Below are 19,299 nucleotides of genomic sequence, written 5' to 3' on the forward strand. Positions count from 1 at the left end.
CCTCATGGGCTGCCGAATCCGGGCGGGTCCCCGCAGCGAGGTGGCCGTGACCAGGCCCGCTCCTATAGAGTTGAACGTGTTCAACAATGCGGGGGAGACGTCATGTGGGCACTGGTCAACATCCTCATCACCGTCGGCATGCTGTTCGTGGTCCCCGCCGGCCTCCGGCTGGCCGACGCCACACCTCCCGCTTCTCGGCGCGGGCGAGCTGGGAGACCTCTCCGGCGCGGCGGGGCGGCTGAGCCTCTCCGCGGCCGGTTCGGTGGGTTTCTCCGCGGCGGGGCGGCTGGCTCTGTTCGCGGCCGGGCGGTGGAGCCGGTCCGGCTGTGGCTGGTCGGCGCGGTCGCGGGCGCCGCGAGCCTGTGGTTGCCGCGCGGGCCGTTCGCGGTCGTTCTCGCGACGGTCTACGGGTTGGCGGCAGCGGCGCTCGCCCTCCACGCCGTCCGGTTGCGGCTCGCCTGGCGCGAACGGATCGCCCTCGTGACGGCCCTGGTCAGCCCCGCGATCGCGGCCGGCGCGCTGATCGCCGAGCGGGCCGGCCACCGCCTGTTCGGTTTCGAGCTGGGCGTGCTGACGCTGACCGTCGCCCACTTCCACTTCGCCGGCTTCGCCGCGGCCCTCATCGCCGGCCTCCACCGCCGCCTGGCACCGGGCCGGCCGGCCGACACGGCGGTCCTCGCCGTCCCCACCGGCACCCTGCTGGTGCTCGCCGGCTATTTCACCAGCGAGTTCGTCGAGCTGGCCGGCGCCCTCGTCCTCACCGCGGGCATGTGGGCGATGGGCTGGTCCACGTGGCGCCACGCCCGCACCCGAGTCGCGGACCGTCTCACCGCAACCCTGCTCGCCGTCTCGGCCGTGGTCCTGGCCGCCTCGATGGCGCTGGCCGTCAGCTGGGCCCTCGGCGAGGCCACCGGCCTGCCCCACCCTTCGCCGGCCTGGATGGCCGCCACCCACGGAGTAGCCAACGCCCTCGGCTTCGCCGTCTGCGGCCTGGCCGCCTACACCCGCCTGCAACCCAGGACAGCCGAGCCCGAGCCCACGCTCGCCGCGTCCGAATCCACGGCGTCCGAATCCACGGCGTCCGGGCCTGCCGCTTCTGAGCACGCTGCGTGCGGGCTCGCTGTGTCCGGGCCGGCCGTGTCCGGGCCGGCCGCCTCCGGGGCTGCCCTGGCCGGCTCGGCGCTGATGGGGCCGTCGGCCGGCGGGTGGTGGCGGTGGGCGGCCGGGAGGTGACGGCGTGGCGGCGGGGGAGGGCTTGAGGGTGACAATGACGAGTCGCTCAGAGGGACATCCAGCAGAGCAGCGAATCACCCGACTCTCGCGCCCGGCGGGCCAGGGCGATCAGCTCGGCCATGAGCTCGGCGAGGTACGCCGCGTCGGCGGCCGGCGGAACCTCCTCGATGGTGGCCCATCGCGCGGCCAGGGCCGGCACGCGGTCGTCGGGAATGGTGGCGAGCGTGTCTCGGGTGGCGTCATCGAGGACGGTGATCCACGGGCCCTCGTGGGTGGTGTCCTGCTCACCGCCCTCGGGCCAGACGAGGCGGTCGTTCACGGTTGCCGGGGTCCATGGCTCGTCGCGGGCGAAGGCGATCAGCTGGCCGAGCACGACGGTCGGCTCGACGCTCTTGGCCGCGACCCAGTCGCCGACGGTGGCCGGTTGGTCGCCCTCGTGCAGCGTCAACTCCGCTTGGATCGCGGGGACGGAGTGTGCTCGGAAATAGTCGGTCATGACGCCCATGGCGGCAAGCAGACCACAGGGGTACGACAAAATCCGTTACGCTGCCACGAGCGTCGCAGTGCACCCGGCAAACAGGCCGCCGCGGGCATGGAGGCGCCGGACCATGGAATCACCGTGGAAATCGAAAGACTGCGTGCGTACGGCAATCAGCTCATCGCCTGCCACCACCATCTGCTCGACCTGATGGACGCGGGCATCGACGCCACCTTCTGCGCGGCCCTCACGCGCCATCACACCGCCGAGGACGCCACCGTCTTCCCGGTCCTCGCGGCGCGGCATCCGGAGTTGCGTGAGTTCCTCGACAGCCTCGCGCGCGATCACGAGATCATCGCCGAGATGCTGAAGCCTGACATGACCGCCGAGGAGCGGGACGGGCTCGCCGCGATTCTGGAGACGCACTTCATCGGGGAGGAGAAGCGCCTTGTCGCCCTCCTGAACAAGCTCGATCCGGATCCGGAGTTGACCGAGGCGATGAAAGCGGGGGAGTAGCGGTGGACGTTCCTGAGATCACTGTCGACTGGCGCAGCAAGGGCTGGTGGCTGCCGGAGGGTGAGCGCACCGCCGCCGATCTGGCCCGGGAGCGGCCGGGCCTGTTCGACGGGCTGCTCACCTGGCCGGTGCTGGTGTTGCGCCGTGCCGCAGCCGAGGCGAACATCGCCACGATGGCGGCCTACTGCCGGCGGCACGGCTGGGATTTCGCCCCGCACGCGAAGACCACGATGGCGCCCGGCCTGCTCGCCGCTCAGCTCGAGGCGGGGGCCTGGGGCCTGACCGTCGCCACGGCCAACCAGGCGCTCGTGCTGCGCCGGCTCGGGGTGCGGCGGATCCTCATCGCCAACCAGGTGCTCGACCCGGTCGCGCTGCGCTGGATCGCCGGTGAGCGCGACATCTGGTTCCAGGTCGACTCGCTCGCGGGGGTGGAGGCGGCGGCCAGGGCCGCCTCCGGTGGGGGACGGCTGCGGGTCCTGGCCGAGTTCGGGCATTCCCACGGCCGTACGGGGGTGCGCACGCTCGACGAGCTCGCCTCGGTGGCGCGCGCCGCCGTGGCCGCCGACGGTGTGGAGCTGGCCGGCGTCACCGCGTACGAGGGTCAGCTCAGGACCGAGCCGGAGGTGGACGACTTCCTCGACCTGTTCGTGGCGGGCGCGGCCCGGCTGGAGTCGGCGGGGCTGCTGCCGGACGAGCCGATCGTGTCGGCGGGCGGCAGCGCCTGGTTCGACCGGGTGATCGACCGGCTGGCCCCGATCAAGCGGGCGCGGCTGATCCTGCGCAGCGGCGCCTCGGTGACTCACGACGACGGCTTCTACCGCGAGCGCACCCCGTTTTTGCGGGTGCCCGCCGAGGGCCCGCTGGCGGCCGCGCTGGAGATCTGGGCGCAGGTCTCCTCGGCGCCCGAGCCGGGGCTGGCGCTGGTGGGCATGGGCAAGCGGGACGCGCCGTTCGACGAGGGGCTGCCCGTGCCGATGGAGATCCGCCGCGCGGACGGCTCGTCGGCGCCCACGACCGGCATCGAGGTCACCAAGCTCAACGACCACCACACCTACCTGTCCACAGGGGACCGAGGGCTGCGCCCCGGCGACCTGATCCGCTTCGGGATTTCGCATCCCTGCACGGCTTTCGACAAATGGCGACACATCCCGGTCATCGACGAGGATCGTCGCGTGGTGGACGTGCTGGAGACCTATTTTTAGGCGGATGAAGACATCGGACGGGCAGGGCGGCTATCGGGTCCGGTTCGACTGGGGGCCGGTGGGCGCCGACGCGGTGGCGCCCGAGGTGGCGTTCGTGGCCGTGGTCGACGTGCTGTCCTTCACGACGACGCTGACCGTGGCGGTGGAGCAGGGCATCCGCGTGCTGCCGTACCGGTGGCGCGACGACTCGGCGGTGGCGGTGGCCCGGCGGCACGGGGCGGCGCTGGCGGTGCTGCGCTCGCAGGCCGGGCCGGGCCAGATCACGCTGTCGCCGGAGAGCATCCTGCGCACCGACCTGAAGGCGGCGCGGATCGACCGGCTGGTGCTGCCCTCGCCGAACGGGTCGGCCATCTCGGCGCGGCTGGCCGACGCGGGCGCGACAGTGGTGGGTGTCTCGCTGCGCAACGCGGCCGCGGCGGCCGGCTGGGTGCGGCGGCGCTGCGGCGACCGGCCGGTCGCGGTGATCGCGGCGGGGGAGCGGTGGCCGGACGGGTCGCTGCGCCCGGCGATCGAGGACCTGTGGGGCGCGGGCGCCTTCCTCGACGGGCTCGCGCCGGAGGGCTTCTCGCCGGAGGCGGCGACGGCCGTGGCGGCGTACCGGGGGGTGGCGGACCGGGTGACGGACGAGCTGGCCGAGTCGGTGAGCGGGCGCGAGCTGCGCAACAACGGGTTCGAGGGCGACGTGACGGTCGCGGCGGCCGTGGGAGCGAGCGAGGTCGTGCCGGTTTTGCGCAGCGGATGGTTCGTCGACGGCGGTTCCGAGAGCGAAACGTGACGCCGGTGGCGGAAAAACACGTACGGCCTCATCTGGTTGGGGTTTGACGCTCGCGCTCGGTCACCGTGGGGGCGACGAAAGGAAACCCCATGCGTAAGTGGTGGCCGCTGGTGACCGTCTGTCTCGGTACCTTCATGCTGCTCATCGACGTGACCATCGTGAACGTGGCGCTGCCGCCGATGGCCGCGGACCTGCACGCCTCGTTCGGCAGCCTCCAGTGGGTCGTCGACGGGTATGCGCTCTCCCTCGCCGTCCTGCTCCTCGGTGCCGGCGCGCTGGCCGACCGGATCGGGCACCGCCGGCTCTACGCGGCCGGGCTGGCGCTGTTCGCGCTCTCCTCGCTGGCCTGCGGGCTGGCCACCGGCGACACCATGCTCATCACCGCCCGGGTCGTGCAGGGCGCCGCCGCCGCGGCCATGTTCACCACGACGTTCGCCCTGCTCAACAGCGCCTATCAGGGGCGCGAGCGCGGCGTCGCGTACGGCATCTGGGGTGGGGTCTCGGGCGCGGCCGCCGCGATCGGCCCGGTGCTCGGCGGCCTGCTCACCGACGCGCTGAGCTGGCGCTGGATCTTCCTGGTGAACCTGCCGATCAGCGTGGCGGCGCTGCTGCTGTGCACGTACGTGCTGCGGCCGGACGGCGCCCCCAAGCCCGGGCGCTTCGACTTCGCGGGCACCGTGGCCTTCACGGTGGGCGCGACCGCGCTCACGCTGACGGTGATCCGGGCGAACGAGCACGGCTGGTCCTGGTGGCTGTCCGCGCTGGCCGTGGTGGCCTTCGCCGGCTTCGTGGCGATCGAGCTGCGCAGCCCGCACGCGATGTTCGACCTGCGGCTGCTGCGCAACCGCTCGTTCACCGGCATCCTCATCGCCGCGCTGCTGGTCAACTTCGCCGGTTTCGCGATCCTCACGTACACCTCGATCTGGCTCCAGTCGCTGGTCGGCCTGACGCCGCTGCAGACCGGCCTGACCGCCCTGCCGATGGGCCTGCTCTCGCTGGTGGTCTCGGGTGTGGCCGGCGCGCGGCTGCACGGCCGCTCGCCGCGCGTGCTGATCGGCGTGGGCATGCTCCTGATCGCGGCCGGCGGTGCCCTGGGCGCGCTGCTGGTGCACGCGAGCTCCAGCTGGCCGGCGCTGCTGCCCGGGTACGCCCTCGTCGGCCTCGGCGTGGGCCTGGTGATGCCGAACCTCGCCGAGTCGGGCATGGCCGCGGTCCCGGCACACCGGGGCGGCATGGCGGCCGGCGCCCTGAACACGGCCCGGCAGCTCGGCTACGCGATCGGCGTCGCCGCGGTGGGCGCGGTCTTCCTCTCCCGGGCCACCTCCACGCTGGGTGACTCGGCGGCCGCGCACGCGCTCGCCTCGGGCCACGGCGGCTCGCACGCGGCCGCGGCCGCGGGCCTCGACGCGGGCTTCTGGCTCTCGGCGGGCGTCGGGCTGCTGGGCGCGCTGGCGGTCTTCCTTCTGGTGCGCCCGGTCCAGCGCGCGCGGGCCCAGCAGCCCGAGCCCGTCGCCGCCGGCTAGCCGCGCGTGGCGCTGTGGGCGCTGCCGGCCAGCACGTCGTACGGGTAGGGCAGGGGATCGGTGCCGGTGACCGCGGTGAGGCGGCCGGCGAGCTCCGGCTCGAGGTCCCAGTCGGTGGCGCCGAGGTTGGCCTCCAGCTGCTCCAGGTCGCGGGCGCCGATGATGGGCGCGGTGACCGTGGGGCGCTGGAGAAGCCAGTTGAGGGCCACCTGGGCCTGCGTGCGGCCGGCCGCCTCGGCCACCGCGGCGAGCTCGTCGAGGATCTGCCAGGTGCGGTCGTTGTCGTAGTTGGCCCAGCGCTCGCCCCAGTTCTGCGTCTCGGCCTGCGCGAGGCGGCTGCCCTCGCGCACCGAGGACGCGCCGCCGCGGGTGTAGCGGCCGGTCAGCCAGCCGCCGCGCAGCGGGCTCCACGGCAGCACGCCGAGGCCCTCGGCGGCGGCCTGCGGGCCGAGCTCCCACTCGAACTCGCGGTCGAGCAGGTTGTAGCGGGGCTGCACGGCCGCGAACGGCTCCCAGCCGCGCTTGTCGGCGACGCCGAGCGCCTTCTGGATCTGCCAGGCGGCCCAGTTGCTCACCGCCAGGTAGCGCACCTTGCCGCTGGCCACCAGCAGGTCGAGGGTGCGCACCGTCTCGTCGATCGGCGCGGCCGGGTCCCAGCCGTGCACGTGGTAGAGGTCGATGTGGTCGGTGCCGAGCCGGCGCAGGCTGCCGTCGACGGCGTCCATGACGTGCTTGCGGCCGAGCCCCTCCCGGTTGCCGCCGGGGCCCCAGCGCACCTTGGTGGAGATCACCCAGTCGGCCCGGTCCTGCCCCTTGAGCCAGCGGCCGACGATCTCCTCCGAGCGCCCGTCGGAGTAGGCGTCCGAGGTGTCGAGGAACGTGCCGCCGGCCTCGGCGAACCGGTCGAGCATCCGCAGGCTGAGCTCCTCGGTGGTCTCCCGCCCGAAGGTCATCGCGCCGAGGCAGAGCTCGCTGACGGCCAGCGACGTGCGGCCCAGAAATCGATAGCGCATGTGCCCGACCCTACGTGCGGACCCGGCTCTCCGTACGATCCATTTCGATGGCCGATTCCCGTACCAATCTCGCCTGGGAGACCCTGCTCGACCTGCCCCGCGAGGGCCCACGGCACGTCGCGCTCACCGGCGCGCTGCGGGAGGCGATCCGGTCCGGCCGCATCGGTGCGGGCGCCGCGCTGCCGCCGAGCCGCGCGCTGGCGACGGCGCTGGGGTGTTCCCGGTGGGTGGTCACGCAGGCCTACGCGCAGCTCGCGACCGAGGGCTATCTGATCGGCCGTACGGGCTCCGCCACGCGCGTGCGTTGGGCGCCCGGCCCCGTCGCGCCCGCCGCGCGGCACCGGTCCCGTCCACGCCTCGACCTGGCGCCCGGCCTGCCGGACCTGCGCTTCTTCCCGCGCCGGCAGTGGGCGGACGCGCTGGCCGGTGCCGCCGCGGAGGCCGATCTCGGCTTCGCGCCCCCGGGCGGCGATCCCGGCCTGCGCGGGGTGCTGGCCGACTATCTGAAGCGGGCCCGGGGCGCGGTCGCCACCGCCGAGTCGGTGATCGTCTGTGGCGGCATCCGGGACGCGGCCGGGCGGCTCTGCCGCGCGCTGGCGGCCGAGGGACATCGCGAGATCGCCGTCGAGGATCCGGGCTGGGGAGCGCTGCGCGAGGTCGCGTCGGCCGCGGGCCTGCGGCCCCGGCCGGTTCCGGTGGACGCCTGCGGCCTGCGGGTGGCCGATCTTCCTCCGGGGGTACGCGCGGTGCTGCTCTCGCCCGCTCATCAGTTCCCCACCGGCGTGGTGCTCGCGCCCGGCCGCCGGGCCGCCCTGATCGACTGGGCGCGCGCGGTGGACGGCGTGATCGTCGAGGACGAGTACGACAGCGAGTTCCGCTACGACCGCAAGCCGGTCGGCTGCCTCCAGCGACTCGATCCCGAGCGCGTCGTGCTGGCCGGGTCCGCCCACAAGACGCTCGCGCCGGCGATCGGGATCGGCTGGGCGGTGGCGCCGTCCCGCTGGCGCGCGGCGATGGCGGCCGGCGCCGGGCCACCCGCGATCGACCAGGTGGCGTTCGCCGGGTTCGTGGCGAGCGGGCGCTACGACCGGCATCTGCACCGGGCCCGGCAGCGTTACCGGGCCCGCCGGGACGCGCTCGTCGCCGCGCTGGCGGCTCACCTGCCCACGGCGACCACGCAGGGCGTCGCCGCGGGGCTGCACGTGGTCTGCTCGTGGCCGGGGCTGGACGAGGCCGCGGTGGCGGCGGACGCCCGGGCCGCCGGTGTCGAGGTGATGACGCTCGCCGATTACCGGGTCGCGCCGGGGCCGCCCGGGCTGGTGTTGGGCTACGGCAACATCAGCGACGCCGCCGTGGCGGACGCGGTGATCGCGTTAGTCTGACGATATCGACTCAAAAGCACCTTTTCGCCTGCTGGGAACCGGGCCGCGCGCGGCGGCCCGGCAGTCGGCGGTGCTCTTTCTCCTGGCCGGCGTCCTCGCCCTGGTCGGCATCGCCGCGCACGGTGGCGATCCCTCCCGGCTGCTGCTGGTCGCCGTGCTCGACCTCGCGCTGGCGGCCCTCGGCTTCCTCGTGCGCTGGGAGCGGCTGCGGCCCGCGGCGCCCGCCCTGCTCGGCCTCGCCGGGTTCGCCGTGCTGGGCCTGTCCACCTGGTCGTTCGGCGGGGTAGCGGCCGGCACCGGGCCGTTCCTGGTGCTGCTCTACACGTGGGCGGCGCTGCACTTCCCGCGCTGGATCCTGCTGGCGTACGTGGTGCCGGCCGGCGTGGCGTACCTGCTGCCGCTGGTGCTCACCCACCGGCCGCCGGAGGTGCTCAGCAGCGCCCTCGTCCTGCTGCCGGTCGCCGTGGCCATCGCGCTGCTGGTCGAGGCGCAGGCCCGGCACCTGCGCGACGACCGGGAACGGCTGGCCCGCATCGAGAGCTGGCAGTCGGCGATGATGAGCACGCTCGCGCACGACGTGCGGTCGCCGCTGGCCACCGTGCAGTTCGCCCTCGAGATGCTGGCCGAGGACGCCGACGCGGACGGCAGGCGGACGGCCGACGCCGCGCTGCGGCAGACCGACCGGATCCGGCGCCTCGCCGACGGCCTGCTCGACGTGCAGCGCATCGACAGCTCGGGCCACCTGCGGCTGGACCGGCGGCGCACGCCGGCCGCGCGCCTCGTCCGCGACGCCGTGTCGTACACCAGCGGCAAGGACATCGAGGTCGAGGTCGACGAGGATCTGGAGGTCTTCGTCGACCCGGAGCGGTTCGAGCAGATCATCATCAACCTGGTCGGCAACGCCGTGCGCTACGGCCGCCCGCCGGTGGTGGTCAGCTTCGCCCGCGCGGGTGACGTCGACCGGCTGGAGGTCCGCGACCACGGGGTCGGCATCCCCGAGGCGCTGCGCCCGCGCCTGTTCGGGCGGTTCGCGGTCGGCGGCCCCGACGGCATCGGGCTCGGCCTGTGGATCGTGCGCAGCCTCACCGAGGCGCACGACGGCCACGTGGTCGCCGAGGCCCGTGATCCCGGCGTCGCCATGGTGGTGACGATCCCGGCCGCTCAGGGGTAGGGGTCGCGGACCATCCCGTTCTCGATCAGGAAGTGGGCCTGCTTGACCCGGGTGAGCTGGGGAACGGTCTCGACGTTCTGGATGCCCTCGATCGCGGCGACCTCGGTGGTCAGGTAGCGGTAGAGGGCCGCGGCGTCGCGGCAGCGGGCGGCGGCCATCAGGTTGGCCGAGCCGGTGACGGCGGCCGCGAAGGAGAGCTGCGGGTGGTCGGCCAGCCGGGCGCCGACCTCGGCCAGATGTGCCGGCGCGATCGTGAACCACAGGTTCGCCGAGGCCTGGATGCCGATCGCGGTGTCGGCGACGTCGAGGTCGAAGTAGAGGGCGCGGCTGCCGGTGAGCGCGGCGACCCGCTGGGCGGCCTGGCGCTGGGTCCAGCCGGTCGCCTCGGCGAGCGACGCCCAGCTCGCCCGGCCGTCGCGGGCCAGCGCGTCGAGCAGCGGCTGGTCGGCCGCCTCGATGAGCGCGTCCGAGCGCGGCGGCTCGGTGTGGCCCTCCAACAGGGCGGCCTGCTGATCGGTGTCGAGCTCGTGGCCGGTGGCGACCCAGTCGACCTCGCCGCGGCCGGCGAAGCGGTGCAGGATCTGGTGCGCGCTGAAGGTGAGCACGTTGGAGGCGCGCGGCAGGTGGTGCAGCAGGCCGGCGTGGTTCTCGGTGACGACCGCCGAGCAGGTGATCTCGGCGCCGCCCGCGCCGATGCTGATCCAGGCGGTGTCGCCGCGCCGGGCGAGGGCGTCGGCGAGCGCGGGCGCCGTTCCCGGGCGGCAGCCGATGCGCAGGGTCCAATACGTGGCGCCGGGCATGTGGGACGGGTCCGGCCGCGCGAGCACGCGGACGATGCCGCTGCCGCGCATGCGCTGGTATCGCCGCGCGACGGTCTGCTCGGACACGCCGATCACCGCGGCGATGCGGGCGAAGGGGGCGCGCGGCGAGAGGTGCAGCGCGTGGAGGATCTGCCGGTCGATGTGATCCGGCACGCGGGACTCGGTCGCCACCAGGCGATTCTATGGCGGGCAAGCGCCGTGGAGTGAGTCCCCTCGGCGGGGGATGGGACGAGGCGATCATCACGCCTAGGGTCGGAATCACCCGGTTTGCCCCGTCCGGCTGGAGCCGCCTGATGTCTGTCTTCCGCACCACGAACACCAACCCCGCGAAGCCGCGCGAGCCGCACCCGGGCTTTCCGGACGGGCCGACCGAGAAGCTCGGCGAGAAGAAGCCCCGCAAGCGCCGCAACTGGACGCTCATCCTGGTCGCCGGGATCGCGCTCTTCGCGCTGAACGTCGCCGCGGTCGCCGTCTTCGTCGCCTGGCGCACCTCGCAGGCGGCGCGCGCGGCCGCGGAGCGCCCGCCGGTGGTGCCGGCCCCCACGGCGGAGGGCTACGACGTGACGTACGCCCAGGAGCCGTTGCGGGTGCAGGTGGGCTGCTCCGCCGTGCTCTTCCTCGACCTCGACGAGCCGCGGTCCAACGCCGAGGAGAAGGTGAGCGACCTGCGGTACGACAGCCGCTGCGGCGCGAGCGTGCCCAACCTGACGCTCGGGCCGGGCGCGAGCGCGGGCGCCCAGGTGCAGAGCTCGGACACCGACGCGGCCGGCTGCCGGCGGGCCATCCGCACCGCCCCGCTGGGCCCGGGCGCCACCGTGGCGGTCCGCAAGGGCACCGTCCTGTGCGTGCTGACCGCCGGCGAGCCCGCCAAGATGGCGCTCGTCGAGATCACCGAGGTGGGCACGACGGGTACGGCGGGCATGCGGGCCACGTCCTGGAAAGTCACGGGCTGACGACGGTCGGTCCGGGCGTGCCTGACAGAATGGCGGGTGGCCCAGGACAGCTTGTGAGGAGACATTTCCGTGATCCGTACCCATGAAGCCGGCAAACTTCGCGCAAGCGACGCCGGCACTTCGGTGACGCTCGCCGGGTGGGTCGCCCGCCGGCGCGACCACGGCGGTGTCATCTTCGTCGACCTGCGCGACGCCTCCGGCGTGGTCCAGGTGGTGTTCCGCGAGGAGGACGCGCACGCGCTGCGCAACGAGTTCTGCGTGCTCGTGGTCGGCGAGGTCGCCGCGCGCCCCGAGGGCAACGAGAACCCCGAGCTGCCCACCGGCGCCGTCGAGGTGGTCGCCTCGCAGCTGACCGTCCTGTCCGAGGCCGCGCCGCTGCCGCTGCCCGTCGACGACGCGATCACCGCGTCCGACGACCTGCGTCTCAAGTACCGCTACCTCGACCTGCGCCGCTCCGGCCCGGCCAAGGCGCTGCGGCTGCGCAGCCGGGCCAACCAGATCGCCCGCGAGGTGCTGCACGCCCGCGACTTCAACGAGATCGAGACGCCGACCCTGACCCGGTCGACCCCCGAGGGCGCCCGCGACTTCCTGGTCCCGGTCCGCCTCCAGCCCGGCACGTGGTACGCGTTGCCCCAGTCGCCGCAGCTGTTCAAGCAGCTGCTGATGGTCGCCGGCATGGAGCGCTACTACCAGATCGCGCGCTGCTACCGCGACGAGGACTTCCGCGCCGACCGGCAGCCCGAGTTCACCCAGCTCGACATCGAGATGTCCTTCGTCACCCAGGAGGACGTCATCGAGCTCGGGGAACAGATCGTCTCCCGCCTCTGGGGCGAGCTGGCCGACTACCAGGTGCCGCTGCCGATCCCGCGCATCACCTGGACCGACGCGATGAACCGCTACGGCTCCGACAAGCCCGACCTGCGGTACGGCGTCGAGCTGGTCGAGCTCACCTCCTACCTGGAGGGCACGGAGTTCCGCGTCTTCGCGGGCGCGATCGCCGCCGGCGGCTACGTCGGCGCGGTCGTCATGCCGGGCGGTGCCTCGCAGACGCGCAAGGAGCTGGACGGCTGGCAGGACTGGGCCAAGGCGCGCGGTGCCCGCGGCCTGGCCTACGTGGTGCTCGACGCCGAGACGGGCGAGGCCCGCGGCCCGGTCGCCAAGAACCTGTCGGCCGAGCACCTGGGCGGGCTGGCCGACGCGGTCGGCGCCAAGCCCGGCGACGCGATCTTCTTCGCGGCCGCCAACGAGCGCCGCGAGGCGCAGGAGCTGCTCGGCGCGGCCCGCATCGAGATCGCCAAGCGGGCCAACCTGATCGACGAGTCGGCCTGGGCGTTCTGCTGGGTCGTCGACGCCCCCATGTTCGAAAAGACTGACGAGGGCGGCTGGACCGCGGTCCACCACCCCTTCACGTCGCCGAACGACGAGTGGATCGACCGCTTCGAGGAGGCGCCCGACCAGGCGCTGGCCTACGCGTACGACATCGTCGTGAACGGCAACGAGATCGGCGGCGGCAGCGTCCGTATCCACCGGGCCGACGTGCAGAGCCGGGTCTTCGACCTGCTCGGCATCACGCCCGAGGAGGCGCAGGACAAGTTCGGCTTCCTGCTCGAGGCGTTCAAGTACGGCCCGCCGCCGCACGCCGGCATCGCGCTCGGCTGGGACCGCACCTGCATGCTGCTGTCCGGCAACGACTCGATCCGCGAGGTCATCGCGTTCCCCAAGACGCGCGGCGGCTACGACCCGCTGACCACCGCGCCCACGCCGATCACCGCGCAGCAGCGGCTCGAGGCGGGCATCGACGCCAAGCCCAAGCCCACCGCGGGCGCCCCGGGCACCGACGGCCAGGCGGCCCCCGTGGAGCGCTCGAACTGACCTCCCTTGCCCGCCGAGAAGAACTGGGGTAGTTCCGTCCTATGAGCACATTGATCGTCGGAGCCTCGGGATATCTCGGCAGTGAGGTCGTGCGGCAGGCCAGGGCCGCCGGTCACGCGGTGGTGGGCACGGCCACCACCGCGACCGGCGGGCTGGTGCCGGTCGACATCACCGACCGCAAGTCGGTGCACGCGCTCGTCACCGCGGTGCTGCCGCGCCTGGTCGTCAACTGCACGGGTCACATCGACGACTGGCGCGTCACCGCCGACGGCGCCGCCAACGTGGTGGCCGAGGCGGCCGCGATCGGCGCCCGCATCGTGCACGTTTCCACCGACGCGCTGCACGCCGGGCGTCCCACCCCGTACACGGAGGCCGACGCACCCACCCCGGTCTCGCTCTACGGCGCGGCGAAGGCGGCCGCCGAGACCGCCACGGCCGCCATCTCGCCGGCCGCGGTGATCGTGCGGACGTCGCTGATCGCCGGCACCGACGCGAGCAAGCACGTGACGTTCGCGCTCGACCTCATCAACGGCCGCAAGCGGGGTGTGCTCTTCTCCGACGAGATCCGCTGCCCGGTGCACGTGGCCGACCTGGCCGCCGCGATCCTCGAACTGGGCGACTCGCGGTTCAGCGGCATCATCAACGTGGCCGGCCCCGAGGCGATCTCCCGGGCCGGCTTCGGCCGCTTGGTGGCCCGCTCGCACGGGCTCGACGAGGCCGCCGTGCCGGTCGGCCTCAGCACCGAGGCGGGTCTCGGCCCGCGGCCCCTCGACGTCCGGCTCGACACGTCGCTGGCCCAGTCGATCCTGCGCACCCGTTTGCGGCCGGTCTCCGACTTCGTATGAGATGGACGCATGGAGCCGAAGATCGTTGAGCTGGGCGAACAGCCGTACGTGGGACGTCGCGAGACCATCACGATGACCGAGTTCGCCCGGGTCGCCGACCACCTGCCCGGCATGCTCTCCCGCCTCGCCGAGCGCGGCGTCCCGGTCGCCGGCGCGCCGTTCTTCCGCTACCGGGTCATCGACATGTCCGCCGACCTGGTCGTCGAGGCCGGCATCCCGGTCTCGGCGCCGGTCGAGGCCGTGCCGCCCATGTTCACCGACACGCTGCCGGCCGGCCGCTACGCCACGGTCACCCACGTCGGCCACCCCGACGAGCTGATGGGCGTCACCGCGCGCCTGCTCGGCTGGGCCCAGGACCGCGGCCTCGTCTGGGACATGCAGCCCACGCCGACCGGCGAGGTCTGGGGCTGCCGCCTCGAGATGATGATGACCGACCCGGCGAAGGAGCCGGACATGCACAAGTGGGAGACGGTCCTGCTCTTCAAGCTGGCCGCATGATGAGCACGTGCCAGACGAGATCGAGAGACTGACCGGCGCCCTCGGCCCGGCGTGGCGGCGGCGGACCCGGGGCGAGCACCGCTGGCCCGCGACGACCGCGATCGCCGTCATGATCGCACTCCAGTGGACCCTGCCCGAGCGGCTGACCCTCGGGCCGCGCTGGCTGCTGCCGGCGATCGAGCTGACGATCGCCGTCGTCCTCTTCGCCGCCGACCCGGGCCGGATCCACCGGGACACCCCGGCCCTGCGGATGCTCGGCCTCGGCCTGATCGCCGTGGCCAGCCTCGGCACCGCCTCCTCCGTCGGGCTGCTGGTGCACGCCATCGCCACCGGCCGCGAGACCGGCTCGGCGGCCGACCTGCTCGGTGCCGGCAGCGCCATCTACATGATCAACGTGTTGACCTTCGCGGTGTGGTTCTGGGAGCTCGACCGGGGCGGGCCGGCGCGGCGGGCGCACGGCTCCGACCCGTACCCGGATCTGCTCTTTCCGGCGATGACCGCGCCCGGCATGGTCGCGAAGGACTGGGAGCCGCGCTTCCTCGACTACTTCTATGTGGCGTTCACCAACGCGACGGCGTTCAGCCCGACCGACACCCTGCCGCTCTCGCGGTGGGTGAAGGCGGCGATGGCCCTCGAAGCCGGGATCGCGCTGGTCACCGCGGCCCTGGTCATCGCCCGCGCGGTGAATGTCCTGTGAGTTTGGTGAGACGCGTCACCTGGGTATCTGCGGTGCAGAGCTCTCACCCCCGGAGGAAATAGACATGCTTGCTATCGCCGCCGCCATCGTGTTCGGCATCTGGCTGCTCCTCGACCTGTTCGACACCAACCTGGGCGCCCCCGACCTGTTCAACTTCTCGACGATGGCGTCCCTCGGTCTGCTGCTGCTCGCGCTCTACCTCGCCGGGGTCGGCTCCGGCCCGCGCGCCGGCACCGGCAGCGGCCGCCGCTTCTACGGCCGTCGCCCCGGCCGCGGCTGACCGCCCCCGCTGAGGCCACGGCCGGCCCGTGGCGGCGCGTTTCGAGCGCGCCGCCACGGGCCGGTACTGTCGTTGCCGATGGAAATGGACGGGCTTTTCTCCCTCGGGTCGCCACCGTCACCCGGCGACGCGCTCACCCCACCGGCCGACGATTCGCCGCTCCCGGTGCGGATGCGCCCCACCAGCCTCGACGAGCTGGTCGGCCAGGGTCATCTGCTCGCGCCCGGCGCCCCGCTGCGCCAGCTGGTCACCGGCGCCAGCCCGATGTCGGTGATCCTCTGGGGCCCGCCCGGCACCGGCAAGACCACCATCGCCCACCTGGTCGCCGGCGCCACCAACCGCAAGTTCGTCGCCATGTCGGCGCTCACGGCCGGCGTCAAGGACGTCCGCGCGGTGATCGACACGGCCCGCCGCGAGCGCCGCTCCGGCGGCCCGCCCACGGTGCTGTTCATCGACGAGGTGCACCGCTTCAGCAAGACCCAGCAGGACTCGCTGCTCGCCGCGGTCGAGGACCGGACGGTCACCCTCCTCGCCGCCACGACCGAAAATCCGTACTTCTCGGTCATCTCGCCCCTGCTGTCGCGCTGCGTGCTGCTCACGCTCCAGGCGCTCGACGACGACGACGTCCGCGGCCTGCTGCGGCGCGCGGTCACCGACAAGCGAGGGCTGGGCGGCGCGGTTACCCTGAGCGCCGAGGCCGAGGACCATTTCGTACGCCTGGCGTCAGGCGACGTCCGCAAGGCGCTCACCGCCCTGGAGGCCGCGGCCGGGTCCGCGATGGCCCAGGGCCTGGCCGAGGTCGACCTGCCGACCGCCGAGAAGGCGGTCGACGTGGCGGCCGTCCGCTACGACCGGGACGGCGACGCCCACTACGACATCACCAGCGCCTTCATCAAGAGCATGCGCGGCAGCGACCCCGACGCGGCGCTGCACTGGCTGGCCCGCATGCTGGTGGCCGGCGAGGACCCGCGCTTCATCGCCCGGCGCATCGTCATCTTCGCCAGCGAGGACGTCGGCATGGCCGATCCGCAGGCGCTGCTGGTCGCCACCGCGGCCGCCCAGGCGGTGCAGACGATCGGCCTGCCGGAGTGTCAGCTCAACCTCGCCCAGGCCGTCGTCCACATGGCGACCGCCCCGAAGTCGAACGCGGTCACCACCGCCATCGGCGCCGCGATGGCCGACGTCCGGGCGGGCCGCGGCGGCCCGGTCCCCGCCCACCTGCGCGACGCCCACTACCCGGGCGCGCGCGGACTGGGGCACGGCCGCGGCTACCGCTATCCCCACGACGACCAGCGCGGCGTGGTCACCCAGCAGTACGTGCCGGACGACCTCGTGGAGGCCGAGTACTACCGGCCCACCGACCACGGGGCCGAGCGCGCCCTGGCCGACCGGGTGCCCAAGCTGCGCCGCATCGTCCGGGGCCTGGCCGCCCCCGCGGCGGCCACCTTCCGTAGCTCGACGGCTGCGCATGGTGATCGCGTTGCCGAGGCGCGTGAGGAATCTGGCGTACCGGCCTCACCTGCGGTTTCTCCCGCCGGAGACCCTTCGGAGGAGGGCACCGGCCGCGCGGCGGGTGGTGCGGCGGACGATTCTGAGGCACGCTCGTCGGCGACCACCACGGAACGGCCCGGCGCCGCCGCCGAGGACGGTACCGACACAGGCTCAGCCCCGGGCGAGGACGGCCGGGGAGACGACAGCGGCTCTGCCGCCGGAGAGGAACGACCGTGACACCGCGCGGTGCCGCAGGCCCCGACGACGACCCCGACCTGGGCAACGAACAGGCCGGTGGGCGCAAGGGCCGCCGGTTCGGTCGAGGCCGCCCGGAGCCGGCGGCGCCCGAGGTGGTGCCACAGGAAGAGACCGGCTGGCTCGACGACCTGCGCACCGCCAAGGCGCAGCGCTCCGCCATCGGCCCGGGCACCCTCGCAGGCGAGACCCGATACAGCAAGTCCGGGCGGCTCGCCCCCGGCCCCGACGACGAGCCCGACGACGACTTCGCCCTGCCCGGCCTCGGCGCCGACGACGCGGCCGGGGTGGACAGCGCCGACTCCGGCCCGATCCCGCAGGGCCCCCACCACGACCCCGGGCCGATCGCGCGGCCGGGCCCGCAGGGTGGTCCCGCCGGGGGCGGCCGTCAGATGCCGCCCGGCGCCCGACCGGCCGGTGGGCCGGGTCAAGGCCCGTCCGGTCAGGTCGCCGGGCGCGCGGCGAGTGGGCAGATCCCCAGCCAGTTCCCGCCCGGGCGGATCACTCCGGGCCAGCTTCCGCCGGGACAGGTGCCGCCCGGCTCGGTCTCACCCGGTCAGATGCCGCCGGGGCAGGCGCCGCCCGGCTCGGTCTCACCCGGTCAGATGCCGCCGGGGCAGGCGCCGCGCGGTCAGATGGCGGCCGGGCCGGACCCGTCGGGCGCGATTCCCTCCGGCCGGGTCCGTCCCGGTCAGGGCGTGGCTGGGCAAGCGATGCCCGGGGCGATGCCGGGTCGTCCCGTGCCCGGGCAGCCTGGGCGTGGGCGCGCTGTGCCGGGGCAGCCCGGTCCCGGCCGTGGCATGCCGGGTGCCGCGGGGCAGGGTGCGCCCGGTCAGCAGGTTCCAGGGCAGCAGGTTCCAGGCCAGCCGGGTCCAGGTCAGCAGGGTCCCGGTCAGCAGGCGCCGGGCCAGCAGATTCCGGGGCAGCCGGTTTCCGGCCAGCCTCAGGCGGGGCAGCCGCTTCCGGGCCGGCCCATTCCGGGCCGGCCCATTCCTGGCCAGCCCGTCCCCGGCCAGCCCATGCCGGGGCAGGGCATGCCCGGGGCGGGTGTGCCGGCGGGTCGCGGAGCGGCGTCCGTGCCGGGACACGGCGGGCCGGAGCAACCGTTCGGCCCCGCGGGCGGTCGCGCGCCGGCGGGGCGGCACAACGTCGAGGGCGACACCGGACGGCACGGCGTGGACGGGATGCCGTCCGGGCCGATCGCCGCGGGCTCGCCGTCGGTGCCGCAGTCCGGCAACGCTCCCGAGCTTCCCTCCGTGCGGCCGGTGTCCCCGGCCTCGCGGCCCATCTCCTCGCCGCCCGTCCGCGGGCGTGACCGCTTCCGCCCCGACGGCCCGGGGCGCGCACAGGTCCCGGGTCCCGATGCCGGCGGCGGCCGGCCCGTGTCGGGCGCTCCGGGCTTCACCGGCGGTGCCGGCCGGCCCGTGTCTGGTGTTCCGGCCCCGGGTTTCGGTGGCGGTGCCGGCCGGCCTGCGCCCGGCGATCCTGGTTTCGGTGGCGGTGTTGGCCGGCCTGTGCCCGGTGATCCTGGTTTTGGTGGCGGTGCTGGGCGGCCTGTGTCCGGTGATCCGGCTTCCGGCTTCGGTGGTGGTTCGGGGCGGCCTGTGTCCGGTGATCCGGCTTCGGGTTTCGGTGGTTCTGGGCGGCCGGTCTCCGGTGCGCCCGCGTCCGGGTTCGGTGGCGGTGCTGGGCGGCCCGTGTCCGGTGAGCCGGCCCATGGCTGGGGCACGGAGGGGCGTGCCGCCGATCTGGGCGACTTCGGCGCGGCGGGTGCCGGTCGGCCCGTTTCGGGTGCTCCCGGCGGCTCGGGCTATCCGGGCGACCAGCCCAGTGGGCGACACGGCGTCCCCGATGAGGGGCCGGGCAGCCGCTCCGGGCGGCACGGCGCCCCCGAGCAGGGTGAGCGCGGCCGCCGTCCGGGTGGCCGTGGAGCCGGGCCGGACGAGACGGGCGGCTTCGGCGCCACCGCGCCACGATCCCCGGCGCCCGGCGGTCCCGGCATGGGCTCGCGCCCGGGTGGCCCCGCTGTCGGTGGCGCCCGCGTCGGCGGCCCGGGTCAGGGCCCGATGCGCGGTCCTGGTGGACCCGGCGCCCCCGGCGATCCTGACCAGAGCGGCGCTGTGCGTGGCCCGGGTGGTCCCGGGCAGAGCGGCGCTGTGCGTGGGCCTGGCGGTCCCGGGCACAGCGGCGCTGTGCGTGGGCCTGGCGGTCCTGGGCCGAGAGGCGCGGTCGGCGGTCCTGGTGGTCCGAGGCAGACCGGTGCCGTGCGTGGTCCTGGCGGCCCCGGCGTGCCT

General features: G+C 74.2%; 19 protein-coding genes. 15 read left to right on the top strand and 4 right to left on the bottom strand.

The window, feature by feature from the left end:
- The first annotated feature begins 309 nt into the window (after positions 1-309).
- Positions 310-1,233 (top strand): YndJ family protein, encoded by a 924-nt coding sequence (locus Ade02nite_RS46495; protein ID WP_239169564.1) that lies wholly within the window; start codon positions 310-312, stop codon positions 1,231-1,233.
- Between the two features lie 46 nt (positions 1,234-1,279).
- Here Ade02nite_RS46495 and Ade02nite_RS46500 read toward each other — a convergent pair whose 3' ends face one another.
- Positions 1,280-1,729: a hypothetical protein gene (locus Ade02nite_RS46500; protein ID WP_239169565.1), complete on the bottom strand. Its 450-nt coding sequence runs from the start codon at positions 1,727-1,729 to the stop codon at positions 1,280-1,282.
- Positions 1,730-1,825: 96 nt separating this feature from the next.
- Here Ade02nite_RS46500 and Ade02nite_RS46505 point away from each other — a divergent pair, with 96 nt between their 5' ends.
- From Ade02nite_RS46505 to Ade02nite_RS46520, 4 genes are all read left to right on the top strand, one after another.
- The gene (locus tag Ade02nite_RS46505; RefSeq protein ID WP_203777850.1) at positions 1,826-2,227 is read left to right on the top strand and encodes a hemerythrin domain-containing protein; all 402 of its coding nucleotides are present in this window, start codon (positions 1,826-1,828) and stop codon (positions 2,225-2,227) included.
- Between the two features lie 2 nt (positions 2,228-2,229).
- Positions 2,230-3,429, top strand: coding sequence for an alanine racemase (locus Ade02nite_RS46510; protein ID WP_239169566.1), 1,200 nt, complete (start codon positions 2,230-2,232; stop codon positions 3,427-3,429).
- Between the two features lie 4 nt (positions 3,430-3,433).
- Positions 3,434-4,204: a 2-phosphosulfolactate phosphatase gene (locus Ade02nite_RS46515; protein ID WP_203777851.1), complete on the top strand. Its 771-nt coding sequence runs from the start codon at positions 3,434-3,436 to the stop codon at positions 4,202-4,204.
- A gap of 89 nt (positions 4,205-4,293) precedes the next feature.
- Positions 4,294-5,727, top strand: a complete 1,434-nt coding sequence (locus Ade02nite_RS46520) for a DHA2 family efflux MFS transporter permease subunit (RefSeq protein WP_203777852.1) — start codon at positions 4,294-4,296, stop codon at positions 5,725-5,727.
- Here Ade02nite_RS46520 and Ade02nite_RS46525 read toward each other — a convergent pair.
- Positions 5,724-6,740, bottom strand: a complete 1,017-nt coding sequence (locus tag Ade02nite_RS46525) for an aldo/keto reductase (RefSeq protein WP_203777853.1) — start codon at positions 6,738-6,740, stop codon at positions 5,724-5,726. The two genes, Ade02nite_RS46520 and Ade02nite_RS46525, sit on opposite strands and share 4 nt — an antisense overlap.
- Positions 6,741-6,787: 47 nt before the next feature.
- On the opposite strand from Ade02nite_RS46525, the gene pdxR reads away from it, so the two are divergent.
- Together pdxR and Ade02nite_RS46535 are read left to right on the top strand one after the other, a co-directional pair.
- Positions 6,788-8,122: a MocR-like pyridoxine biosynthesis transcription factor PdxR gene (gene pdxR, locus Ade02nite_RS46530; RefSeq protein ID WP_203777854.1), complete on the top strand. Its 1,335-nt coding sequence runs from the start codon at positions 6,788-6,790 to the stop codon at positions 8,120-8,122.
- Between the two features lie 70 nt (positions 8,123-8,192).
- Positions 8,193-9,293, top strand: coding sequence for a sensor histidine kinase (locus Ade02nite_RS46535; RefSeq protein WP_203777855.1), 1,101 nt, complete (start codon positions 8,193-8,195; stop codon positions 9,291-9,293).
- Here the strand turns inward: Ade02nite_RS46535 and Ade02nite_RS46540 are convergent.
- Positions 9,284-10,285 (bottom strand): Lrp/AsnC family transcriptional regulator, encoded by a 1,002-nt coding sequence (locus Ade02nite_RS46540; protein WP_203777856.1) that lies wholly within the window; start codon positions 10,283-10,285, stop codon positions 9,284-9,286. The two genes, Ade02nite_RS46535 and Ade02nite_RS46540, sit on opposite strands and share 10 nt — an antisense overlap.
- Positions 10,286-10,407: 122 nt before the next feature.
- Here Ade02nite_RS46540 and Ade02nite_RS46545 point away from each other — a divergent pair, with 122 nt between their 5' ends.
- The 7 genes from Ade02nite_RS46545 to Ade02nite_RS46575 all read left to right on the top strand — a co-directional run bounded on the left by Ade02nite_RS46545 (position 10,408) and on the right by Ade02nite_RS46575 (position 16,987).
- Positions 10,408-11,067, top strand: a complete 660-nt coding sequence (locus Ade02nite_RS46545; protein ID WP_203777857.1) for a hypothetical protein — start codon at positions 10,408-10,410, stop codon at positions 11,065-11,067.
- A gap of 69 nt (positions 11,068-11,136) precedes the next feature.
- Positions 11,137-12,939, top strand: coding sequence for an aspartate--tRNA ligase (gene aspS / locus Ade02nite_RS46550; protein WP_203777858.1), 1,803 nt, complete (start codon positions 11,137-11,139; stop codon positions 12,937-12,939).
- Positions 12,940-12,980: 41 nt separating this feature from the next.
- Positions 12,981-13,784 (top strand): SDR family oxidoreductase, encoded by an 804-nt coding sequence (locus Ade02nite_RS46555; RefSeq protein ID WP_203777859.1) that lies wholly within the window; start codon positions 12,981-12,983, stop codon positions 13,782-13,784.
- 9 nt (positions 13,785-13,793) lie between these two features.
- Entirely contained in the window at positions 13,794-14,282 is a 489-nt protein-coding gene (locus tag Ade02nite_RS46560; RefSeq protein ID WP_203777860.1) for a GyrI-like domain-containing protein, read from the top strand.
- A 7-nt stretch (positions 14,283-14,289) separates the two neighbouring features.
- Complete coding sequence (locus Ade02nite_RS46565; protein WP_239169567.1) at positions 14,290-14,979, top strand: hypothetical protein; 690 nt, start codon at positions 14,290-14,292, stop codon at positions 14,977-14,979.
- A gap of 64 nt (positions 14,980-15,043) precedes the next feature.
- A complete protein-coding gene (locus Ade02nite_RS46570; RefSeq protein WP_203777861.1) occupies positions 15,044-15,259 on the top strand; it encodes a hypothetical protein in 216 nt (71 codons plus the stop codon).
- Between the two features lie 78 nt (positions 15,260-15,337).
- Entirely contained in the window at positions 15,338-16,987 is a 1,650-nt protein-coding gene (locus tag Ade02nite_RS46575; protein ID WP_203777862.1) for a replication-associated recombination protein A, read from the top strand.
- Between the two features lie 611 nt (positions 16,988-17,598).
- On the opposite strand, the gene Ade02nite_RS46580 is transcribed toward Ade02nite_RS46575, so the two are convergent.
- Entirely contained in the window at positions 17,599-18,177 is a 579-nt protein-coding gene (locus Ade02nite_RS46580) for a hypothetical protein (protein WP_203777863.1), read from the bottom strand.
- 844 nt (positions 18,178-19,021) lie between these two features.
- Here Ade02nite_RS46580 and Ade02nite_RS50555 point away from each other — a divergent pair.
- Positions 19,022-19,299 (top strand): hypothetical protein (locus Ade02nite_RS50555; RefSeq protein ID WP_203777864.1); only part of this gene is annotated, 278 nt, incomplete at its 3' end.

The sequence above is a fragment of the Paractinoplanes deccanensis genome, assembly GCF_016862115.1.
GTDB lineage: Bacteria > Actinomycetota > Actinomycetes > Mycobacteriales > Micromonosporaceae > Actinoplanes > Actinoplanes deccanensis.

Bases quoted from the DNA above. Each gene is read 5' to 3' on its own strand.
- Ade02nite_RS46500 (WP_239169565.1), bottom strand. From the start codon at position 1,729: ATGACCGACTATTTCCGAGCACACTCCGTCCCCGCGATCCAAGCGGAG.
- Ade02nite_RS46505 (WP_203777850.1), top strand. From the start codon at position 1,826: ATGGAGGCGCCGGACCATGGAATCACCGTGGAAATCGAAAGACTGCGT.
- Ade02nite_RS46515 (WP_203777851.1), top strand. From the start codon at position 3,434: ATGAAGACATCGGACGGGCAGGGCGGCTATCGGGTCCGGTTCGACTGG.
- Ade02nite_RS46520 (WP_203777852.1), top strand. From the start codon at position 4,294: ATGCGTAAGTGGTGGCCGCTGGTGACCGTCTGTCTCGGTACCTTCATG.
- Ade02nite_RS46525 (WP_203777853.1), bottom strand. From the start codon at position 6,740: ATGCGCTATCGATTTCTGGGCCGCACGTCGCTGGCCGTCAGCGAGCTC.
- pdxR (WP_203777854.1), top strand. From the start codon at position 6,788: ATGGCCGATTCCCGTACCAATCTCGCCTGGGAGACCCTGCTCGACCTG.
- Ade02nite_RS46545 (WP_203777857.1), top strand. From the start codon at position 10,408: ATGTCTGTCTTCCGCACCACGAACACCAACCCCGCGAAGCCGCGCGAG.
- Ade02nite_RS46555 (WP_203777859.1), top strand. From the start codon at position 12,981: ATGAGCACATTGATCGTCGGAGCCTCGGGATATCTCGGCAGTGAGGTC.
- Ade02nite_RS46560 (WP_203777860.1), top strand. From the start codon at position 13,794: ATGGAGCCGAAGATCGTTGAGCTGGGCGAACAGCCGTACGTGGGACGT.
- Ade02nite_RS46570 (WP_203777861.1), top strand. From the start codon at position 15,044: ATGCTTGCTATCGCCGCCGCCATCGTGTTCGGCATCTGGCTGCTCCTC.
- Ade02nite_RS46575 (WP_203777862.1), top strand. From the start codon at position 15,338: ATGGAAATGGACGGGCTTTTCTCCCTCGGGTCGCCACCGTCACCCGGC.